At 65.3% G+C, this 20,138-nt stretch carries 15 protein-coding genes; 8 read left to right on the top strand and 7 right to left on the bottom strand.

Annotation, left to right across the window (positions count from 1 at the left end; genetic code table 11):
• Positions 1–2,028, bottom strand: a 2,028-nt coding sequence (locus tag KF759_RS10690) for a prolyl oligopeptidase family serine peptidase (RefSeq protein WP_291225279.1), incomplete at its 3' end; no start/stop codon positions are given.
• 262 nt (positions 2,029–2,290) lie between these two features.
• On the opposite strand from KF759_RS10690, the gene KF759_RS10685 reads away from it, so the two are divergent.
• The 8 genes from KF759_RS10685 to KF759_RS10650 all read left to right on the top strand — a co-directional run bounded on the left by KF759_RS10685 (position 2,291) and on the right by KF759_RS10650 (position 10,975).
• A complete protein-coding gene (locus KF759_RS10685) occupies positions 2,291–2,680 on the top strand; it encodes a BlaI/MecI/CopY family transcriptional regulator (protein WP_291225277.1) in 390 nt (129 codons plus the stop codon).
• A gap of 2 nt (positions 2,681–2,682) precedes the next feature.
• On the top strand, positions 2,683–4,365 hold the full coding sequence (locus tag KF759_RS10680; RefSeq protein ID WP_291225276.1) for a M56 family metallopeptidase: 1,683 nt from the start codon (positions 2,683–2,685) through the stop codon (positions 4,363–4,365).
• Positions 4,366–4,773: 408 nt separating this feature from the next.
• Positions 4,774–5,460: a response regulator transcription factor gene (locus KF759_RS10675; RefSeq protein ID WP_291225275.1), complete on the top strand. Its 687-nt coding sequence runs from the start codon at positions 4,774–4,776 to the stop codon at positions 5,458–5,460.
• Positions 5,444–6,733, top strand: a complete 1,290-nt coding sequence (locus KF759_RS10670) for a HAMP domain-containing sensor histidine kinase (RefSeq protein ID WP_291225273.1) — start codon at positions 5,444–5,446, stop codon at positions 6,731–6,733. The genes KF759_RS10675 and KF759_RS10670 overlap by 17 nt, the downstream gene beginning before the upstream one ends.
• 78 nt (positions 6,734–6,811) lie before the next feature.
• Positions 6,812–7,558, top strand: coding sequence for a deoxyribose-phosphate aldolase (gene deoC, locus KF759_RS10665; RefSeq protein ID WP_291225271.1), 747 nt, complete (start codon positions 6,812–6,814; stop codon positions 7,556–7,558).
• The gene (locus KF759_RS10660; protein WP_291225269.1) at positions 7,555–8,871 is read left to right on the top strand and encodes a thymidine phosphorylase; all 1,317 of its coding nucleotides are present in this window, start codon (positions 7,555–7,557) and stop codon (positions 8,869–8,871) included. Before deoC ends, KF759_RS10660 begins: the two co-directional genes overlap by 4 nt.
• A gap of 620 nt (positions 8,872–9,491) precedes the next feature.
• Complete coding sequence (locus tag KF759_RS10655; RefSeq protein ID WP_291225267.1) at positions 9,492–10,226, top strand: GTP cyclohydrolase I; 735 nt, start codon at positions 9,492–9,494, stop codon at positions 10,224–10,226.
• A gap of 35 nt (positions 10,227–10,261) precedes the next feature.
• The gene (locus KF759_RS10650; protein WP_291225266.1) at positions 10,262–10,975 is read left to right on the top strand and encodes an RNA polymerase sigma factor; all 714 of its coding nucleotides are present in this window, start codon (positions 10,262–10,264) and stop codon (positions 10,973–10,975) included.
• Positions 10,976–10,984: 9 nt separating this feature from the next.
• Here the strand turns inward: KF759_RS10650 and KF759_RS10645 are convergent, their stop codons facing one another.
• The 6 genes from KF759_RS10645 to KF759_RS10620 all read right to left on the bottom strand — a co-directional run bounded on the left by KF759_RS10645 (position 10,985) and on the right by KF759_RS10620 (position 20,105).
• Positions 10,985–11,413 (bottom strand): cytidine deaminase, encoded by a 429-nt coding sequence (locus tag KF759_RS10645; RefSeq protein ID WP_291225264.1) that lies wholly within the window; start codon positions 11,411–11,413, stop codon positions 10,985–10,987.
• 394 nt (positions 11,414–11,807) lie between these two features.
• Positions 11,808–13,922 carry a hypothetical protein gene (locus tag KF759_RS10640; protein WP_291225263.1) on the bottom strand — a complete coding sequence of 705 codons (2,115 nt, stop codon included), beginning with the start codon at positions 13,920–13,922 and terminating at the stop codon, positions 11,808–11,810.
• 69 nt (positions 13,923–13,991) lie between these two features.
• Entirely contained in the window at positions 13,992–16,094 is a 2,103-nt protein-coding gene (locus tag KF759_RS10635; protein ID WP_291225261.1) for a PQQ-binding-like beta-propeller repeat protein, read from the bottom strand.
• Between the two features lie 598 nt (positions 16,095–16,692).
• A complete protein-coding gene (locus KF759_RS10630) occupies positions 16,693–18,240 on the bottom strand; it encodes a hypothetical protein (RefSeq protein ID WP_291225259.1) in 1,548 nt (515 codons plus the stop codon).
• Between the two features lie 313 nt (positions 18,241–18,553).
• Positions 18,554–19,153, bottom strand: coding sequence for a tRNA (pseudouridine(54)-N(1))-methyltransferase TrmY (trmY, locus tag KF759_RS10625; protein ID WP_291225257.1), 600 nt, complete (start codon positions 19,151–19,153; stop codon positions 18,554–18,556).
• Positions 19,154–19,187: 34 nt separating this feature from the next.
• On the bottom strand, positions 19,188–20,105 hold the full coding sequence (locus tag KF759_RS10620; RefSeq protein ID WP_291225255.1) for a branched-chain amino acid transaminase: 918 nt from the start codon (positions 20,103–20,105) through the stop codon (positions 19,188–19,190).
• Positions 20,106–20,138 lie beyond the last annotated feature (33 nt).

Raw genomic sequence — 20,138 nt, 5'->3', positions numbered from 1 at the left:
GCGATCATCGCTGGTCGCGGTGTAAAACAGGATCGGCGGATAGTCCTTGCCGCGCGCGAGGTTCTGATAGGGCGAAAAGGTCTTGATCCAGGCCCATTCCTCGGGCTTGTCGGGGTCGCCGTATTCCGCGATCCACGAGGCGCCGGCGGACAGGTGGGTGTAGCGCTTCATGTCGAGCAGGGGCACGGCGCAGACGATCGCGCCGAAATGCTCGGGATATTGCGTGAGCATGTTGCCCATCAAGAGGCCGCCATTGCTGCCGCCCATCGCGCCCAGGCGCGGGCCGGTAGTGACGCCGCGACGCACGAGGTCCTCGGCCACTGCGGCAAAATCCTCATAGGCACGCGGTCGATTGGCCTTGAGCGCGGCCTGATGCCAGCGCGGCCCGTATTCGCCGCCGCCGCGGATATTGGCAACCACGTAGACGCCGCCGCGAGCCAGCCACTGGCTGCCGACCACGGCGTTGTAGCGCGGACGCTGCGAAAGCTCGAACCCGCCATAGCCGTAGAGCAGGGTCGGATGCGTGCCATCGAGCTTGAGATCCCTGGCGCCGACCTGGAAGTAGGGGACGCGCGTGCCATCTTTCGAAGACACGAAGAATTGCTGGACTTCAAGACCACTGGCGTCGAAAAAAGCCGGGCCACGCTTGAGCACGCGCGCCTCGCTGCTGCCGAGCGTACCCAGGCTCAAGGTGTCGGGTTGGGTGTAGCCGCCGACGTCGAGGAAATAGGCATCGCTGTCGTCTGCGTCGACCGCGAACGCGTTGGCCGTACTCAACGGGGGCACGCCGCCCAGCGGTGCGCGCGTCCAATCGCCGTGTTCGACCGGCGTGAGCACTTGCTGGCGGCTGGCGACATCGACCAGCAGATTGAGGATCAAGTGGTGGCGAGTCCACGAGTAACTCGCCAGCGAGGTCGTCTCGTCGGGCGCAAACAGCAGCACGAAGTCGCGTTTGCCGGCCATGAAGTCATCGAAGCGGATTGCCAGCAGCGCACCCGAGGGCCAGGTCTTGCCGGATACCGTCCAGGCATCGCGCAGTCGGATCGTGAGCCATTCCCGGTGCGTGTCGATGGTCGCATCCAGCGGCACGTCGATCTTCACGAGCTGGCCATCCTTGCCGCGCAGGAAGGTTTCACTGGTGTAGAAATCGATCGTGCGCTGGACGAAGTCGCGCTCGAAACCCGTGGTGAGATCGCGCTGGGCGCCCACCCCGAGATCTTCAGGCTTGCCTTCGTAGACCGTCGTTGCCGCACTCAGCGGGGTGCCGCGCTGCCAGGACTTCATGATGCGCGCGTAGCTCGACTTGGTCATCGAGCCGGGGCCGAAATCGGTGCCAACGTAAATGTGGTCGACATCGATCCAGCTGACTACGGTCTTGGCCACCGGCAGCTCGAAACCGCCCTTCACGAAGGACTTGTCGTGCAGGTCGAACTCGCGCACTGCGACCGCATCGCCGCCGTCGGGCGAAAGCGAGACCAGGCAGCGCCGATAGGCAGGGCGCAGGCACTGCGAGCCTTTCCATACCCAGCTCTTGCCATCGGTCTTGCCGAGGGCATCGAGATCGATCACGGTCTCCCAGCGCGGCTGCGCCTTGGCGTACTCGGCGAGACTCGTGCGCCGCCACAGGCCGCGCGGGTGGTCCTTGTCCTTCCAGAAGTTGTAATAGTGGTCGCCGATCTTGTTGACGTAGGGAATCTTCGCTTCGGAATCGAGAATGCCGAGGATCGAGGCACGCCTGGCCTCGAACTCGGGACTGCTGGCAAAGGCATCGGCGGTGCGGGCGTTGTGTTGATCGACCCATTGCAGGGGCTTGCTGCCGTGGATGTCTTCGAGCCACAGGTAAGGATCATCGGCTGCGGTCGCAGCCGGGCTCGCAGCCAGGCTCGCAGCCGGGGCCGCGCTGGCGCCTGTTCCGGCGGCGGTTTTTTGCGGCACATCCGTGGACGCGGGCTTGTGTGGTGCGGGTGCGCAGGCGGCGAGCGCGGCCGCGCAGAGTGTCGTGACGCAGGGCAACAAGACGGGCTTCATCAGCAATTTCCTCGCAATGCCGGGGACCGGCCATCCAAGCGCGGTTCGCTGGTCTTGTCCAGTCCGATTCGTCCCGGCCGGTGCGCACGGTGGCGGAATGCGGCGCCATCGTACGAAAACCATCGTTGACTTCCGCGCCGGCATGGCTACCATCGTCGGCGGGTGTGTGCAGGCACGCCGCGGGGTTTGCCTCGGGCGGGCGATGGCAGCGGGCAGGATGCCGCACACCCGTTGCCAGCCAACGCTCGCCGTGGAGTAGCCGATGACGCGCACCGAACACCTGCCCCGACCGACCGATGCCGAACTGGGCATCCTCAATTTCATTTGGCAGCACGGGCCGAGTACGGTCCGCGATGTCCACGAAGCGCTTTACCGGGACGAAGGCGCCGGCTACACGACCGCGCTCAAGCTGATGCAGATCATGCACGGCAAGGGCTTGCTGCTGCGCGACGACTCCGAACGCGCGCATGTGTTTCGCCCCGCGGTCAGCCGTGAGCGCACGCAAAAGCGCTTCGTCGCCGAACTGGTCGAGCGCGTATTCAATGGCTCGCCTTCGCAGTTGGTGCTGCAGGCGCTTGGTGGTCGCGCCAAGGCGACGCGCGAGGAACTCGACGAGATCCGCGCCCTGCTCGATCGCATGGAAAGGAGCTGAACATGGACATGTTGTCACCCTGGATCGATGCGGTCGGCTGGACACTGCTGCATTTCCTCTGGCAAGGCATCCTGATCGGAGGCGCGTGGGTCGTGCTGCGCACACTGCTGCCGCGCCAGGCAAGCGAATGGCGTCATGCGGCGGGCCTGCTCGCGCTGGCAGCACTCGCGCTCGCGCCCATCCTCACGCTCGTTCGCTTGTGGCCGGAGCAAGCTGCGGCAGCCGCGTCCGCGGCTGCGCTCGATGGCGCGATCGGAACCGCGGTTTCTGCCATGCACGGCAGTCCGGGTCGCGCAGTCGATGCGCTGCTGCCCTGGTTGGTCGCGGTGTGGGCCATCGGCGTTTGCGGGCTCGCCGTGCGCGCCTTGCTCGAATGGCGGCGACTCGACCACATCGTGCGCCGCTGCGCCCGCGCCCATGCGCAGATCGACGCGCTGTTTGCCGCCGTCAATGCAAGATTCGGCATCGTTCAGCGCGTGCGCGCGCTGGTCAGCGACCAGGTCGATACGCCGATGCTGATTGGCTGGCTGCGGCCGGTGATCCTCCTGCCCACCGCGGTTGCGCTGGGCTTTCCACGTCAGCAGGTCGAACTGATTCTCGCCCACGAGTTGGGCCATCTGCGGCGCTGCGACCATTTGGTCAATCTGGTCCAGACGGTGCTGGAAACCGTGCTGTTCTATCACCCGGTGGTGCACTGGATCTCGCGCGAGGTGCGCAATGAGCGTGAGCTGTGCTGCGATCATCTGGTACTGCGCACGATGCAGGGCGAACCGCATGAATATGCACGCACGTTGGCGGCGCTCGAGGAGCTGCGTCTGGCGACGCCGTTCGCGCTCGCTGCCAGTGGCGGCGATTTGCTCGAACGGGTACGCCGCATCGTCGGCGTGAGTTCGCCGCGTGTCGCCGTCGAAGGGCGTGGCTCGGGGCGCTGGCTGCTCATCGCAGCCGGCCTGATGCTGGCCTGGACGCTTGTGCAGCGCAGCCTCGACAACGAGGCGGCGCCGCTGGTGGTGCATGGTCCCGGCGTCGATTGGGTATCGTTGCAGATGCCGTCGGTCGCACTGGCACCGGCGCTGCTGGCAACACCGATCGCGCGCTTGGGCGCGCCGCGTATCGAGATCGTCGACATGCCGATCGCAGCGCGTGCCGAGAATGAACCATCGGCCTTGCCGAAACCGGCTGCGGCCGAACCCGTGGCCGCAGCCGCGACGGCCGTCGTGGCATCTGCCACGGGCGCCGCGCGCGAGCTGCCCACCGAGCTGGCCAGCGCCGCGGTACCGGCGCCGAAATCCGAGCTTGCCTTGCCCGCTGCCGTGCCTGCTCATGTCGCCAAGCCGGTCGCGCTGCACACGGTGGTACCCGAATTCCCCGGCAATGCCTATGCCACTCGGGTAGAAGTCGAGGCGAGTTTCAGCATCGCGGCCGATGGCTCGGTCCGCGACATTCGCCTCAACGGGCGTGCCGACAAGGCGTTCCGGCGCGCGGCGGAAATCGCGTTGCGGCAGTGGCGCTTCGATCCGGCGAGCCTGCCGGCGGGGGCGCCGCAGCGCTACACGCAGGTGTTCGTGTTCGCGCCGCCCGGAGAGCACGGCGCCGAGGATGGCTGCGTGCGGCCAATGGGCTCGATGATTTGTCAGGCGCCTCCGACCGCGGCAGGCGGCGAGTCGACCTCCGCAGGCGGTTGAGCCGTTGCCTTAACGTCCTTGTGAGCGTGATTTAACAAGGTCTTAATTCGGGCAAATCCATACTCGAACGCGCTGTAGTCCTGCTCGACACTCCTAAGTCAGGTTCCGTGACTGGCAGATTACGGTAATCGGGGCAGTAGCTTTTTGACCCAAGGCAGGCGCGTTCCCCCAATGGCGCCTCCTTGGGTCATTTTATTGGGCGACGCACGACGCCTGCATCGCCCGATCGGTCCGCGATGGCCTGTGCCACGGGCTTGCCCGACGAGTTGCCGGTTCTGTGCGGCGCGCGAGTCGACCTTGAGCGCACGTCAATTCAGCGATTGAAACGACCGCAGGCGCACGCCGCGCGTGACTGCGCCGTGAGAGTGCCCGCGCCGGACCCTCCCGCCATCCTGCTAGAGTAGCCGCATGCGAATTCTCGTCATCGAAGACAACAGCGACATTGCCGAGAACATCGGCGATTTTCTTGCCGACAAGGGACACGTGGTCGACTTTGCCGGCGACGGCATCACCGGCCTGCATCTGGCCGTGGTCAACGACTTCGATGTGATCGTCCTTGATTTGGGCTTGCCCGGCATGGATGGCCTCGAGGTCTGCCGCAAGCTGCGTCAGGAAGCCAGGAAACTCACGCCGGTGCTGATGCTGACCGCGCGCGACAACCTCGATTCCAAGCTCACCGGTTTCGATTCGGGCGCCGATGACTACATGGTCAAGCCGTTCGCCCTGCAGGAATTGTCGGCGCGGCTGGAGGTGCTCGGTCGGCGCGGCAAGGGCAATCGCAGTCGCGTACTGCAACTGGCCGACCTCAGCTTCAACCTCGATACCCTGATGGTCAATCGCGGCGGCAAGTCGATCACGCTCAATCCGATCGGCCTCAAACTGCTGCAGACGCTGATGGAGTCTTCGCCATCGGTGGTGACGCGGCAAGAACTGGAAACGCGCGTGTGGGGTGAAGAACTGCCCGACAGTGATTCACTGCGCGTGCATATACACGGCTTGCGCGCGTTGATCGACAAGCCGTTCGACAAGCCGCTGATCCAGACCCGCCACGGCATCGGCTACCGCATGGTCGATCCGGATGCGCTACCGACGTAGGCTGCGCTCCCGCATCATCATCTCGTTCGCGCTGTTTGGCCTGGGCCTCACGGCGCTGTTCGCGGTGGCCACGATCTACATGCGCACGCGCCTGGAAGACCAACTGGTCAACTCGACGCTCGAGCGCGAGATTCGCCATTTCGTCGAATTCAAACGCGCCAATCCCGACCCGGCCGCGCCGTGGGCGATGTCGCTCTATCAGGCGCAGATCGTGCGCGCCGGACGCAGCGCCACCGTGCCGCTGGCTTGGCAGAAATACGATGCCGGCGTCTACGACATCGAGGACATCGACCGCAACGGCGTGCTGCGACCGTTCAAACTCGCGGTCTACAAGGATGCCGATTACTGGGCCTACCTGTGGTTCGACGTCAGCTCGCAAAAGCTCGGCGAACGCCAGTTGCAGGTGGCGATCGCAAGCGCCGTGTTCGTTTTCGCGCTGCTCTCGCTCTTGATCGGCTTCTGGCTGTCGGCGCGGGTGATGAGTCCGCTCGTCGACCTGGCTCGACGCGTGCGCGCGCTGAGCCAGAGCGGCCAGCCCGGGCGTCTGCGCATGCACTTTGCCAACGACGAGGTCGGCCAGCTTGCCGAGGCGCTCGATGACTATTCGATGCGCCTGACCGAAATGGTGCAGCGTGACCGCGAGTTCAACGCCGACGTCAGCCACGAGCTGCGCACGCCGCTGGCGGTGATTGCCAGCACCACCGAACTGCTGCAGGCCTCCAGCGACCTCGCCGACAAACCACGCGAACGGCTCAAGCGCATCGAACGCGCGGTACGCCAGTGCAGCGAGCTGATCGATGCATTGTTGCTGCTCTCGCGCCGCGAGCGGCAGGCGCCGACCGATGGCGAAACCACCGATGTCGCGCGCGTGGTCGAGCAGGTGGTCGATTCGCAGCGCCCGCACCTGGGCAACAAGCCGATCGAGGTGCGCGTGGACATCGACCAGCCGCTGGCGGTGCCGGCGCCATCCTCGGTGGTGGCGGTGGCGCTGAGCAACCTCATCGGCAATGCCTTCAAGTACACGCCTGCGGGCGAGGTCATCATCACCGTCGGTCACGGTCGCGTGAGTGTCGAGGACACCGGGCCGGGCATCGCCGCCGAGGATGCGGAAAAGCTCTTCGAGCGCGGTGTGCGCGGCACCCGGCAGGGCAAGGGCGGTGGCCTCGGCCTCGCGATCGTGCGCCGCTTGTGCGAGCTCTACGGTTGGCAGGTTTCACTGGCGCCGCGTCCGCAGGGCGGCGCCACGGCAACCTTGCGTTTCAGCGAGCGCTGAGTCGCGCGCATTTGCCGCAGATCAAGGCGCGGGCGCGCGCAGCCCGTAGTCTTGCGCATTCCCGACACGGAACCTGCCATGAGCGTCGTCGAACCCGTTGCGCATGCGCTGGCCGCACGCCTGCTGCCCCTGCTTGATCTCACCAGTCTCGGCGAAGACGACACGCCTGCCCGGATCGAGGCAATGTGTACCCGAGCGCTTGGCAGTGGTCTGCCGGCGGCGGTGTGCATCTATCCCGAACACATCACCACCGCGCGCCGCGCACTCGGCGACAGCGCAGTCAAGATCGCCACCGTGGTGAATTTTCCCGATGGCGGCAGCGACGCGCAACGCGTCGAACGCGAGACCCGCCGCGCGCTCGCCGCGGGCGCTGACGAAATCGATCTCGTGCTGCCGTGGGCGGCGCTGCAAGGGGGCGATCCTGGCTGCGCGCGCGCGGTCGTCCTTGCGGCACGCACGGCCTGCGGCAACACGCATTGTCTCAAGCTCATCCTCGAAACCGGTCAGCTCACGCCCGCGCAGATCCACGCTGCATCGGAACTGGGCATCCAGGCAGGCGTGGATTTCCTCAAGACCTCGACCGGCAAGGTCGCGGTCAATGCCACCGTCGAGGCCGCCACGATCATGCTCGAGGTGATCGCCGCGCACGGCGGACGCTGCGGATTCAAGGCGGCGGGCGGCATACGCAGCCTCGCCGATGCTGCGCTCTATCTCGATCTCGCGCGTGATCGGCTCGGTGACGAGTGGGTCACGCCGGGGCATTTCCGCATCGGAGCGAGCGCGCTCTACGACGCCTTGTTGCCGCTGCTGGCGCGGCCTGCATGAGTGAGTGGCCCGTTGCCGCGCTGATTCGCGCCAAGCGCGAGGGGCGGCGGCTGGATGCCGCGCAATGCAAGGCAATCGCCTGCGGCATCGGCAATGGGCAGTGGAGCGAAGGGCAGATCGCCGCGTTTGCGATGGCGGTGGCCTGGCGCGGCATGCTGGCGGCCGAGTGCCGCGACTTCACCTTCGCACTGCGCGATTCGGGCCGCTGCCTTGATTGGTCCGACTTGCCCGGCCCGGTACTCGACAAGCATTCCACCGGCGGCGTCGGCGACTGCGTGAGCCTCGCGCTCGCGCCGCTGATCGCCGCCTGCGGCGGCTTCGTGCCGATGATCTCGGGACGCGGCCTCGGTCACACGGGCGGCACGCTCGACAAACTCGAAAGCGTGCCCGGCTACAACGTCAATCCCGCGCCCGAACGGTTGCGCAAGGTTGTCGCGACGGTCGGCTGCGCGATCGTCGGTCAAAGCGATGATCTCGTACCGGCCGATCGACGCCTGTACGCAGTGCGCGACATCACCGCCACGGTCGATGTACCCGACCTCATCGTCGCCTCAATCCTGTCGAAGAAACTCGCCGGTGGCGCGCAGGCGCTGGTGCTCGATGTCAAGACCGGCAGCGGTGCGCAGACGCCCGACGAATGCGCCGCCACCGCACTCGCGACGCGCATGCAAGCGGTTGCGCAAGGCAGTGGACTTGAACTCGCGATCGCGCTGACCGACATGAGCCAGGTACTCGGCCGCGAGGCCGGCAATGCGCTCGAACTGCGCGCGATCCTCGATCTGCTGTGCGGGCGCGAGGCCTGCCCACGCCTGCGCGAACTGGTCTTGGCGCTGTCGGCGCGGCTGCTGCAGGTGGGCGGACTGGCCAGCGACCACGCGCAGGCCCGCCTGCTGCTGGAGCGGGCACTGGATTCGGGCGCTGCGGCCGAACGCTTCGCGCGCATGGTTGCTGCACTCGGTGGCCCGGGTGACCTGCTCGAACATCCGCAGCGGCACTTGGCCCAAGCGCCGGTCCAACTCGCAGTCGATGCCGGACGCACCGGATTCATCAATGCCATCGACGCGCGTGCCCTGGGTGAATGCGTGGTCGATCTCGGTGGCGGCCGACGCACGCCGACCGCCGCGATCGATCATGCGGTGGGCCTGGCCCGGGTGCGTGGTTGTGGCGAAGCAGTGGCAAACAGCGATGCGCTTGCGATCGTGCATGCACGCAGTCTCGACGATGCGCAGCGCGCTGCGCTGCAAATGCGCGCGGCCTATCGCATCGACGATGCGCCGATGTCGCAGTCGCCTTTGCTGCGCTGGTTTGAGTAGGAGGGCCGGCAGGCCCGACCGTCGCGTCGCAGGTTCGTGTTGCGCGCGAGAGTGTGTGGCACCGGTCGCGGCTGCCGCCGCTCCTACACCGCTGCTGCACCACCTTGATGCGTGGCCATGATGCCTTTGCTTTCGTAGGAGGGCCGGCAGGCCCGACCGTCGCGTCGCAGGTTCGTGTTGCGCGCGAGAGTGTGTGGCGCCGGTCGCGGCTGCCGCCGCTCCTACATCGATTCCTTGCCGCTTCTGCGGCATGGGTCGCGGCTGCCGCCGCTCCTGCACCACCTTGATGCGTGGCCATGATGCCTTTGCTTTCGTAGGAGGGCCGGCAGGCCCGACCGTCGCGTCGCAGGTTCGTGTTGCGCGCGAGGGTGTGTGGCGCCGGTCGCGGCTGCCGCCGCTCCTACACCGCTGCTGCATCGCTTCTGCGGCATGGGTCGCGGCTACCGCCGCTCCTACACCGATCCTGCACTGATTCTGGCGTGCACTTCCGGGAAACATGGCGTCGCCCGCGGGAACGCGGCGCCCACTGGCTGCATCCAAGATGCCGGATGCGGGAGATGCCCGAGCCGCGCGGACTGCCAAACCGGCAGTTGGCGCCCGCCCCAGCCTGGAGAACCACAATGAGCCCCAGCAGCAACGTCGCCAGCCTGCGCCGCGAAGACGCCCATGCACAGCCCACGTCCGAGTCCGTGTCCGAGCGCATTCGCGCGCGTCTGCTCGAGGCCGGGCAGCGCTTCCACGCCAACGACAACATCGCGGCCTTCATCGCGCCGGGCGAACTCGACGAACTGCGCGAGGAAGTCGCGGCCTGCCTGCGCGACCTGCAGCGCAGTCTCGTGATCGACACCGAACACGACCACAACAGCACCGATACCGCGCGCCGCGTCGCCAAGCTCTATCTCGACGAGGTCTTCGCCGGACGCTATCAGGCGCCACCCAGACTCACCGCGTTCCCGAACGACCGCCAGCTCGATGAGTTGATGGTGGTCGGCCCGATCCGCGTACGCAGTGCCTGCTCGCATCATCTGTGCCCGATCCAGGGCAAGGTGTGGATTGGCGTGCTGCCCAATGCGCAATCCAACCTCATTGGCCTGTCCAAGTACGCGCGCCTGTGCGACTGGATCATGCGTCGCCCGCAGATCCAGGAAGAAGCCGTGGTCATGCTCGCCGACGAACTCGAGCGCCACATCCGCCCCGATGGTCTGGGCGTGGTGATGGAGGCCGACCATCTGTGCATGCAGTGGCGCGGCGTCGAGGACGATGGCGCAATGATGCGCAGCACGGTCATGCGCGGCGCGCTGCGCGATGATCGCGCGCTGCGCCGCGAATTCCTCACCTTGATCGGCAAGAAATGAAGCATGATGCCGAACACGGCCACTGGAGCACGCTCATGACTCAGACAGCAACGAAACCCTCGGCTGCGCAGCTGGGCGCATTGGCCGAGCCCGAACTCGTGCGTCTCGCTGCGCAGGGCAGCGAAGCGGCCTTCGAGGCGATCATGCGTCGCCACAATCGCCTGCTGTTCCGCAGCGCTCGCAGCATCCTCAAGGATGATCTCGATGCCGAGGATGCGCTGCAGGAAGCCTATGTGCTGATCTGGCGCAGCCTCGGCCAATTCAACTTCGAAGCCAAGCTGTCGACCTGGATGGTGCGCATCGTCACCAACGAGGCGCTGGGTCGGCTGCGGCGCAAGAGTGCGACTGTCATTCCGCTGGAGGCGGCGATGAGCTCACATGAAACCGATACCCGCGACCTGCTCACCGAGCAGGCCGATCGTCAGCCCGAATTCGCGGCGATGCGCGCCGACCTGCGCAAGCTGATCGAGGCGCGCATCGACGACTTGCCCGAATCCTTCCGCACGGTGTTCATGCTGCGCGCGGTCGAGGAACTGAGCGCCGAGGAAGTCGCACAAGCCCTCGACATTCCCGAAGCCACCGTGCGCACGCGCCTGTTCCGTGCGCGCAGCCTGCTGCGCGAAGGCATGGCAAGCCAGATCGACCTCGCGCTCGCCGATGCGTTTTCCTTCGATGGTGCGCGTTGCGATCGCATCGTCGCCGGCGTGCTGGCGCGGGGTCGTGCCGCGGGCCTGTCGGTGCCACGCTGACGCGCGCGGCTACTGCCCGGGCAGGATGAAGCGATACGGCAGCAACGCGCCGGCATCGACCTCGATCCAACTGCCGTCGGCTTGCAGGAAGGTCACCTGCGCATCGGCGCCGAATTCGACCAACGCCTGACGACAGGCGCCACACGGCGACACCGGCAACGGCGTGCCATCGGCGGCAAACGCAGCCACCGCGATCGCGGCGAGGCGAAATTCCTTGCCCTCGGCCTGCACCGCGCTGGCGATCGCGCCGCGCTCGGCGCAACCGCCGATCGGATAGGCGCCGTTCTCGACGTTGCAGCCGGCATAGATTTCGCCGCGCGCCGAGCGCAGCGCCGCGCCCACGCGCAGATTCGAGTAGGGCGCGTAGGCTTGTCTTGCGGCGTCGATCGCACGGCTGCGCAATGCCGCCAGGTCGGAAGGGGTGCTGCCTGCATTCATCGTCTCACCATCCTGCGTGGGTGCAGCGCGCGTGCGCGGCGAGCCATCGGGCCACAACGGATCCATGTCCGCTGTATCACCCCAAGGCCGATGCCGGCGCGGCGCGGTCGCCGATCATGCCACAAGCGCGAAGACGCGCGGCCAAGTGGCACGATGCCGGATCGGATGGGACTTCCTCCCGCAGGCAGCTGCCACCCCGAACGCGCCGCGGTGTCTATCCTGCCGCCGCGAGAGGCCAGCGCTGAACTTCAGGTCGTCGCGGACGTAGCTGTTGAACGCGCAAACGTCTGCCGAGCTGATCGCCGCCGATTGCGGGTCGTAGCCGGCGGTCTTGTGGAGCGCAATGATCGTCGGGTCGGCGACCGCGTCCAGCCTGGCCGATTCGCCTGTGCCGTCAATGTGAGCGACGGGGTTGTTCGTTCTCGAAACCGTTGTCGAATAACTCGTCGAGCCCAACCCGAACACGCGTGACCATGTAATCCGAGCCGATGACGAGATCGAAATGCTGCGCGTCGGTTTGCGCAAGGACCAGTCCGAAGTTCCGGGCACCGAGCGATGTCCCGAGATCGCCGGAAAGAGGCGCCACGATGCCATTCGACTTCACCTCGAAAAGTTGGCGGTTGTCCGCGGCTACGAAGTGATCGCCTCCGGCATTGAGCGGTCGGAAGAATTGAGTTCCCGGGGGCATCGTGTATTGGGCCACCTGCTCAAGGTTCGTGCAGCGGCGAACGCTGAGGATCGAATCATGTCCAAGCAAGCCAAGGCGACAGTCGGTGCCATCGCCCCATTGAGTGAGCGCGTCGATCGGCGCAATTGTTGATGCACTTGTCACGAGCAGGTTCATGAGCGGATCAAAGACATAGACGCCCGTACCGCGGGCAATCACCGTGCGGGGCGCACTGTCGGCAGCCCGGAACGCGGCGACCCATGCTTCGCCATCACCAAAGAACGTGATGGACTGCCATAGCAGGGCCCCGTTCCTGCCATCGAGCACGCTCAGACGTGATGAAATGGTAGTGATTACGTCCAAGATTCCATCTGCGTTGACATCGAGCATCGCCGCGCCGCTGGTGTAGTCGTCGGTGGATTTGCGCCATTGGTCCTGCAAGGTGAGTCCGTCGATGACTGCCACGATTCCTTCGGAGTACTTGCTTGCCACCATCACCAATTCCGCCTGCGAATCGCTGTCCATCTGCGCGGCAACGAGCGCTGGCTGATATTCATAACCATCGAACACCAGATCGCGCCGGCGCTGTGCTTGACCTGTTTGCGCATCGAGAACGCGCAGGTGTACGCCGCCTTGCGATGCTGAGGTATAGCGGCTCAAGTAGGCGACCTGATCACCACCGTTGCCGGTCAAGTCGCCGCGTGCCACCGTCGAAAGCGGCCCGACCTCCTCATGCCGTTGCAGATCATTCGTCAGTGTCACCGTATCGACCACGCGCAAGACATCGGGAGCGCTCCTGGCCAGATTCGTGCCGAATATCAGTTCGACGCGGCCATCGCCATCGAGATCGCCCGCACCCAATGCTTGGATTCCGATCTCGGTTGGGTTCAGATCCAGCACCGGTTGACGGCTGTCGATTCCGTAGACGATCAGTCCGGGCGTGTCCCAGCTGCCGATCGCGATTCGATCCGGTCCGGTAGCGAGCCGCACGGTCGCGGCGGCGTTTGCCTGAATGGTCGGGATATTGAGCTGGTGCCGGAAGGGAGCGCTGCCGAAAACCTGCAACGCGGTCAGTCCGTATGAGGTCGTGGCAAAAAAAGTCTCGGCGGTGGAGGCAAAGAACTTTCCCACCATTACGCGCTTGCCGAAACCAGCCGGATAGATCCATTCAAGTGTCTTGCTGACGCCATCGATCACGCGACCCGGCGTACCCGTGAGTACCAGCTTCATCCCTGTGCCGCCATCGATCGGCAGCAAGCCAACACCATCAACCCCGTCGGGACCTGCCCACTTGATCGCGCCGGTCTCGTAATCGAGCAATACCGGAAAACTGGTGCTCGAACCAGAATTCGGGACAAGGGTGGCCAATGCAACAATCTCGGGTTGATTGTCGCCATCCACGTCGGCAATCCCGTGGACACGTATGACCTGTGGTGCCTCGATGCTGCGCAGCACGCGCAGCGGCGAGCCACCGAGAATGAGAATGCGGTTGTTTTCCCCGCTGGAACAAACGGCTAGACGGTCGGCGAGCCCTTCTCGTGGAGCCAGTACTATCGGACCGGTCACGTAATCCGGCAACGGGGTGATTGAATGCACATCCAGTCTGCCGGAGGTGTCAGTACCCACCAATCCGATCAGATAGGTGTAGACGGGAAATGTGGACATGGCATTTCCCGTAACCGCGGCTTCCGGCTTGCCGTCTCCGTTGAAATCACCGATGACAATTCCGCCCTCACCGGGGCTACTGAAGCCGGGATAGCTTTCCCAAACCGTCTCCGACCGCGCAGATGGGGGGAGAAGCAGGGCGAGCAGGAATGTGAGGCTGGTGATCGGATGCTTCATTTCCTGCTTCCTCGTGCCGTCCGCGTGCTCGTTGACAACCGCCGCAACCAACAAACCTGTGCCAGCGCCTCAGTCGAATCCATCGGCGAACAGCATGTCGATCTCGACCTGTCGTTGCACGACCATGTAATTCGAGCCGATGACCAGTTCGAATCTGCCGGCTTCCAGGGCAGGGCGCAAATCGCCCTGATTATAGTCACCGAGGCCGTATCCCAACATGGACGACGTGGTCGCGCTACGCCCATCGATGGCTACTTCGTGAATGCGACCTTCGCTGGCAGTGACGAAACGCGTGCCCAAGCTGTCGAGAGCCCGCAAGAAGAGCGTACTTGGCGGCACGGCGAGCTGGTCCGCCACCTGCAAATCCATACAGTCGTGCAGGGTCGCAATCGAGCCGGCAAGGAGCACGCCCAGACGGCACGTGCTGCCAGTGCCCAAGTGCGTCACGCCGATCACCTCGTGGGTGGTTGTCGTGCTGGCCAGGATCTGTCGCGTGCCTGGATCGATCAGATAAATCTCGTTGCCGCGCGCAAACACCACGCGCGGATCATCGTTTGCACCACGAAATGCAACGAGGGCAACGCGGCCGTTGTTTCCTAACATGTCTGATTGCCACAGCACCGAGCCACTGGTTCCCTTGAGCACGAACAACCGTCCGGAGGACGTGGCAACGAGCACATCCGAAATTTCGTCGTGGTCCACATCGATCACCGCGAGCGCGTCGATTTCGCTCTGGCCGAACAGGGCAGCACCGCCGACCCGCCACCGATCCTGCAGGGTCGCGCCATTGATGAGTGCGACCTCGCCCCAAGAATCTCCGCCGGCAACCACGATATCCTGCCGCGCGGCGGCATTGAACCGACCGATGCCGATCGGAAGATCCGTGCGGCTCTGGGCGCGATCAATCACGTTGCGTGAACGCAAGTGCGTGCCAGTTGCGGCATCGAGCACGTGCAATTTGACATTGCTCTCACCGGATGCAAATAAGTCACGTGCCAGATATGCAACCTGATCGCTGCCGCCGCCGGCGAGATCCCCTCTGACGATGGAAGAAAACGGACCCGTTTCCACATCCTGGGCGTACTCAAGCGCGCCCGTGGAAAGGTCGAAGACTTGAAGCCCGGCCCGGGCTGTTGGACCAAACACGAGTCTTGCCTGAGCGGCTGCACCGATGTCGCCGATCTCCAGCGCAGATACGCCGTGTCCTGGATTGACGACCGTGAAAAGCTGCTCCCCGCTGCGCGCCTGGTGCACCGTCACGCTCCCCCACTGATCGCCGCCGATGGCAATCCGGTCGGGGCCGCTCTCGCTCAGGCGCACCGTTTTCGCCACGTCGATCGAGGCAGTCGAGAACTGGGATTCAGGCGAATACGGGCTCGAGCGAAACATCTGCACCAGCGACCCGCCGTGCTGGTAGGTCGCAAAGCGCGTGATCCCGTCTTCGTCGAACTGACCCGTCAGGATGCCGTCGCCAAAGCCATTGGGCCATGTCCATTCGAGCGCTTGGCTCGCACCATCGACGATACGTCCGGGGACGCCGGCAAGGATGAGTTCGAGGGCCGGATCATTGTCGAGTTGGGCAACGCCGATATCGGCGGCGGCATCGCCGCCGAGCCATTCGATCGCGCCGGTCTCGTAATCAAGCACCATTGGATACAAATCGAGCCACGGCACTTGGCCTGCCGCCAGTGCCACGACTTCCTGCTGCCCATCCCCGTCGACATCTGCGATCGAGGTGATTTGAGTCACCATCGGTGCCTGGATCGTGCGCAGTATGCGTAGCGGGACATCGCCCAGGATCACGATGCGGCTGTCCGCGCCGGCGCCGATCACGGCGGCCAGGCGATTTGCGGCCCCTTCGCGCGGCGCCCGAATCAACTGGCCGTACTGCAGGTCCGGCAGGTGCAACATCGAGGCGACGTCGAAGCTGCCATTGGCTCCTGCCATGAGGACCGCAACCAGATGGGACGTCGGCTGCGATGCGTCAAGTCTCCAGGCGGAGGCGCTTACCGCTGCTTCGGCAGTGCCGTCGCCATCGAAATCACCGATCACGATTCCCGCACGACCTGGTGCAGTGAGTCCGGGGTAATGCTCCCATCCATTGCTTGCATGAACGTGCGCCACGAACGCCATAGCAAGTGCAAAGGCAGTCGATGCCGGTCTGATGTCCATGTCCATTCCTGTTCTGCGTCGCGGATCGGTTCTTCCCCACCCATCCGGAACGGAAGCGCGATAGGGATCGATCCTACACAAACATCGCGCGATAGGGTCGAACTGTGCGTCACCATTGTGAACTGCTTCGCCTTCATTCCCGTTCGGTTCGCGAGCTTGTTTGCGTCGGCAGTTCCCCGCACCGGCAACGCCGATGACCGGGCGGGGGGGGCGACGTGTATGACGCTCGTCGGAGGCGCAGGAAGCAGACATGAGCCCGATGTCACCGACCGTTCATCGTTTGGTCTTCGTCCCGCGACCGGTGGCTGCGCCACAGCCTCGTGGTACGGATCTCGCCACGAGCGGTTGGAAGGAGCAAAGCGTCGCCTTGAACCACGGGGTGGCGCAAGCAACCGCCCTGGAAAGAGTGTCGGCGAGGCCAGCGTTAGGCTAATGGTGCGAGATTGGCGCAGGCGAGGATCAGTGGCTCGCGCCCATGGGTTCGGGCGCTGACCTCGATCAGGGTGCGCTCTCGCCGGAAAGGATGACGCCTTCCCAGAAACTGGCATGGCGGCACGCGCGCCCGAACGCGCTGTGGGTGCGAAGGCCTTGATCGGCCTCAGCCCTGTTCGTAGCCGTCGGTGAAGATCCGGTCCTGCAATGCGAAGGCACGCTGCTGCAGATAGCACTCGAGGTTGGTGTAGCCGGCCATGCCCATGCAGGCCAGCGCCAGTTGAGTGCCGTTGCGATCGCTGGCGTTGGCGGGGTTGAGGCCGTTGGCCAGTTCGAACGCATCGGGCATGCCATCGCCATCCGTGTCGGCGGGCGCGGCAGGTGGCTGCGCGGGATTGAAGTCCAGATCGAAGTCGTCATCGGCCAGCGGCGTGCCCCAATCGACCGCAGGCGGCAGGCCGGCACGCGCCGAGTCGCGCCAGCGGCGGTCGAGCGGGTCAGTCGGCCATGCGCCGGCCTGCGCGGCGACGCTGGCCAGAAGCTGGGTGGAAGACACGTAGGCAACGGCGGGAAATGGATGGCGCGTGCTGCGGCGCTGCGCGACGCCAAGATCACCGTTCGGGCCTTCCTGGGCGAAGTCGTTGCAGCAATAGAACAACTGGTAATCGCTCCAGCTTGGATACAGCGAGAGCTGGTTGTCGCTGACGTAGAGCTGGTTGTCGGCGACGTCGAGCAGATCATGCAGGAACATGCCGTAGGGATAGCTCGCGCGCGCGACGAAGCGGTTGCCGACCGCGTTGATGCGCACGCGATACGGCCCATTGGCGGGTACCTGGTCGACGTCGCGGTTGTACCAGAGCAGGAACCCCGGATCGACATACAGGTTGTTGGCCAGTTCCAGGTGCAGCGGCGTGTTCTGGCAGCTGGCGATGAGGCCGGGATCGCCGTCGTAGTTGCTCGCTTCGCAGGTGATCTCGGGCATGCGGCCGCCGACGCGATACCACAGGTTGCGGATCAGGGCGACGCGGTCCTGCGGGTGATCGGCATGCGAGTAGTTCATCAACACGCCGCCGCGGTCGGCATGCGAACCGACCGTTTCACCGAGCATGGAATCCTGCACGGTGATGTCCGAGGCCCAACTGATCTGCAGTGCCTCGTCGGTCGCGTGCGCGAGCGAAACGTGATCGAAGATCGCGCGATTGATGCCATCCAGGCGCAGCGCATCGTCGAGGCGTTCGCCCCCCGCTGGCACCGACAGGTTCCAGGCGGGCCGGCTGCGCAGATGGCGCACGATGACATTGTCGCAATCGTTCTGTTCGTAGTGGCCATCGCAGATGAGGCCGCGCACGATGATGCCGCCCGGCGAGGTCTGGCCCGCGATCGTGACATCGCCATGCACGATGTTGGCGATGCCGTGAATGACGCCGCTGACCCTGAACACGATGGTGCGTGGCCCGGTCTGGCGCAGGGCGTGGTTGAGCGAGCCCGGCAGCGTGCCGGCCGGATCGGGATCGAGCGTGGTCACGCTGTAGACCGCGCCGCCGCGCCCGCCACTGGCGATCGCGCCGAAACCCTCGGCGCCCGGGAAGGCGGGCAGCCCCTGCGCGAAGCCCTGCGTGGAGAGCGCCAGTGCCAGCGCGGCGCCGACGAGTCGTGCCCGGTCCGATCGCGCGGCCCTGCGCGCCGCATTGCCCTGATGCTGCGATTGCCTCATGGTCCCATCCCCCTCGAACGCCACGCCTGCATGGGCTTGACCCCGGTGGGTCAAGGCAAAATCAATGCCGCGACCCGGTCCAGACGCGCCCCAGACTTGCCCCTGTCTGCACAAGGCGCAATAAGGCGCAGCGGCAGGACAAGGCTCGATGCTCGATCGGCGCCTGCGCCGTGGGCTGCACCCAATGCGCACCCGGCGGGTGGCTTGTGGTTTCGTCTGCGAAATCCTGTTGTATCAGGGTGGCGCACGGGGTCACCGCGATGGCTCGCTGCGGGCGGTCGCAATGCAAGCGGTGAAGCGTCGACGCGCCTGATCAGCCATCGCAGCAGTCCAGCGCGTGGTGGATCAACACCACGCATTGCGAGGCGAACAGCATGCGTGGTCCCAGGCTGAGCGGGCGTGCGCCCAGACGCGCCAGACCGTGGGCACTGTTCTTCGGCATCGGCAGGTGGTCGGTGAGGATGAAACAGGGATCGTCCGGGAATTCCTCTGCGCCGATCGCCTTGCCCTTGCGATCCATGACGAACAAGGGGTGATCCGCGGCCAGCGCCGCGACCAGCTTTTCGAAACTGGTCGTGCGTACCGTGATGCCCGCTGCCACGGCGCGGCATTCCTCCTTGCCCATGCCGCGCGAGGCATCCAGAGCCTGGGCGATGGTGCCGAGCAGGGCTTGTTCGTGGAAGCCGCCCAGATCGCCCAGTTCGTCGGAATGAAAGCTGATCGTGCGGGAATAGTCGGCGGTTTTCTCCAGCACCAGGTGCAGCACCACGCCGGGTCGATGCGATTGCGCCACGAACAGCGCGTTCATCAGCGTGTGCGCGAGAATCTCGCTGTGCGCGCCGTTGCCGACGGACGCCAGCAGGGCGGCGCCGTCGACCGGGGTGGAGCGTGCCCGCAGGACGAAGCTGCGCATGGCGGACGCCGTACGGACCGGCGCAGGTCTGCGCTCAGACCGGCTCCAGCCAACCCCATTGGTCCGGCGTCTTGCCGTTGAACAGGCCGAAGAAGAGCTCCTGCATGCGCTGGGTGAGCGGCCCGGGTTTGCCGGCGCCCACCTTGCGGCCATCGACCGAACGGATCGGGGTGATCTCGGCGGCGGTGCCGCACATGAACAACTCGTCGCAGAGGTACAGGTATTCGCGCGGGATGTCGCGTTCGATCACTTCGATGCCGTTGGCGCGCGCGAGCGTGATCAGTGTGTTGCGGGTGATGCCGTTGAGCAAGGCCGCGCTCACCGGCGTGGTGTGCAGCGCGCCGTCGAAGACGAGGAACAGGTTTTCGCCCGCGCCTTCGCTGAGCAGGCCGGTCGAGGCCAGCGCAATGCCCTCGCCAAAGCCCAGGCGCCGCGCTTCGCGCGCGATCAGCGAGCCGGACAGGTAATTGCCGCCGGCCTTGGCGCCTGCGGGAATCGTGTTGGGCGCGACGCGCTGCCAGCTCGACACGCAGGCATCGATGCCCGCTTCGAGCACGCCCGCGCCCAGGTAGGCGCCCATCTTCCAGGTTGCCACCGAGACGTCGATCGGTGTCTGCGCCGACAGGCCGAAGCCGCCCAGACCGCGATAGATGCAGGGACGCAGGTAGGCCGCGCCGTAGCCATTGGCCTTGAGCACGTCGCGACAGGCGGCGTTGATCTCGTCGAAGGTGTAGGGCACCTCCATCTCGTAAATCTTCGCGGAGTTGAGCAGGCGCCGGTTATGGTCGGAGAGGCGAAAGATCGCCGCGCCCTTGGGCGTGTCGTAGCTGCGGATGCCCTCGAACACCGAGGCGCCGTACTGCAGGCCGGCCGCCATCACGTGCACGGTGCCTTCGGCCCAGGGCTTGATGCGACCGTTCTGCCAGATGTGTTCGGGGTATTGCTGGGTCATGTCGCCTCTCCGCGCAAGGACGCTCATGATACC

The sequence above is a fragment of the Dokdonella sp. genome, assembly GCF_019634815.1.
Classification (GTDB): domain Bacteria; phylum Pseudomonadota; class Gammaproteobacteria; order Xanthomonadales; family Rhodanobacteraceae; genus Dokdonella_A.
This window is presented reverse-complemented; position numbering and strand designations above follow the sequence as displayed.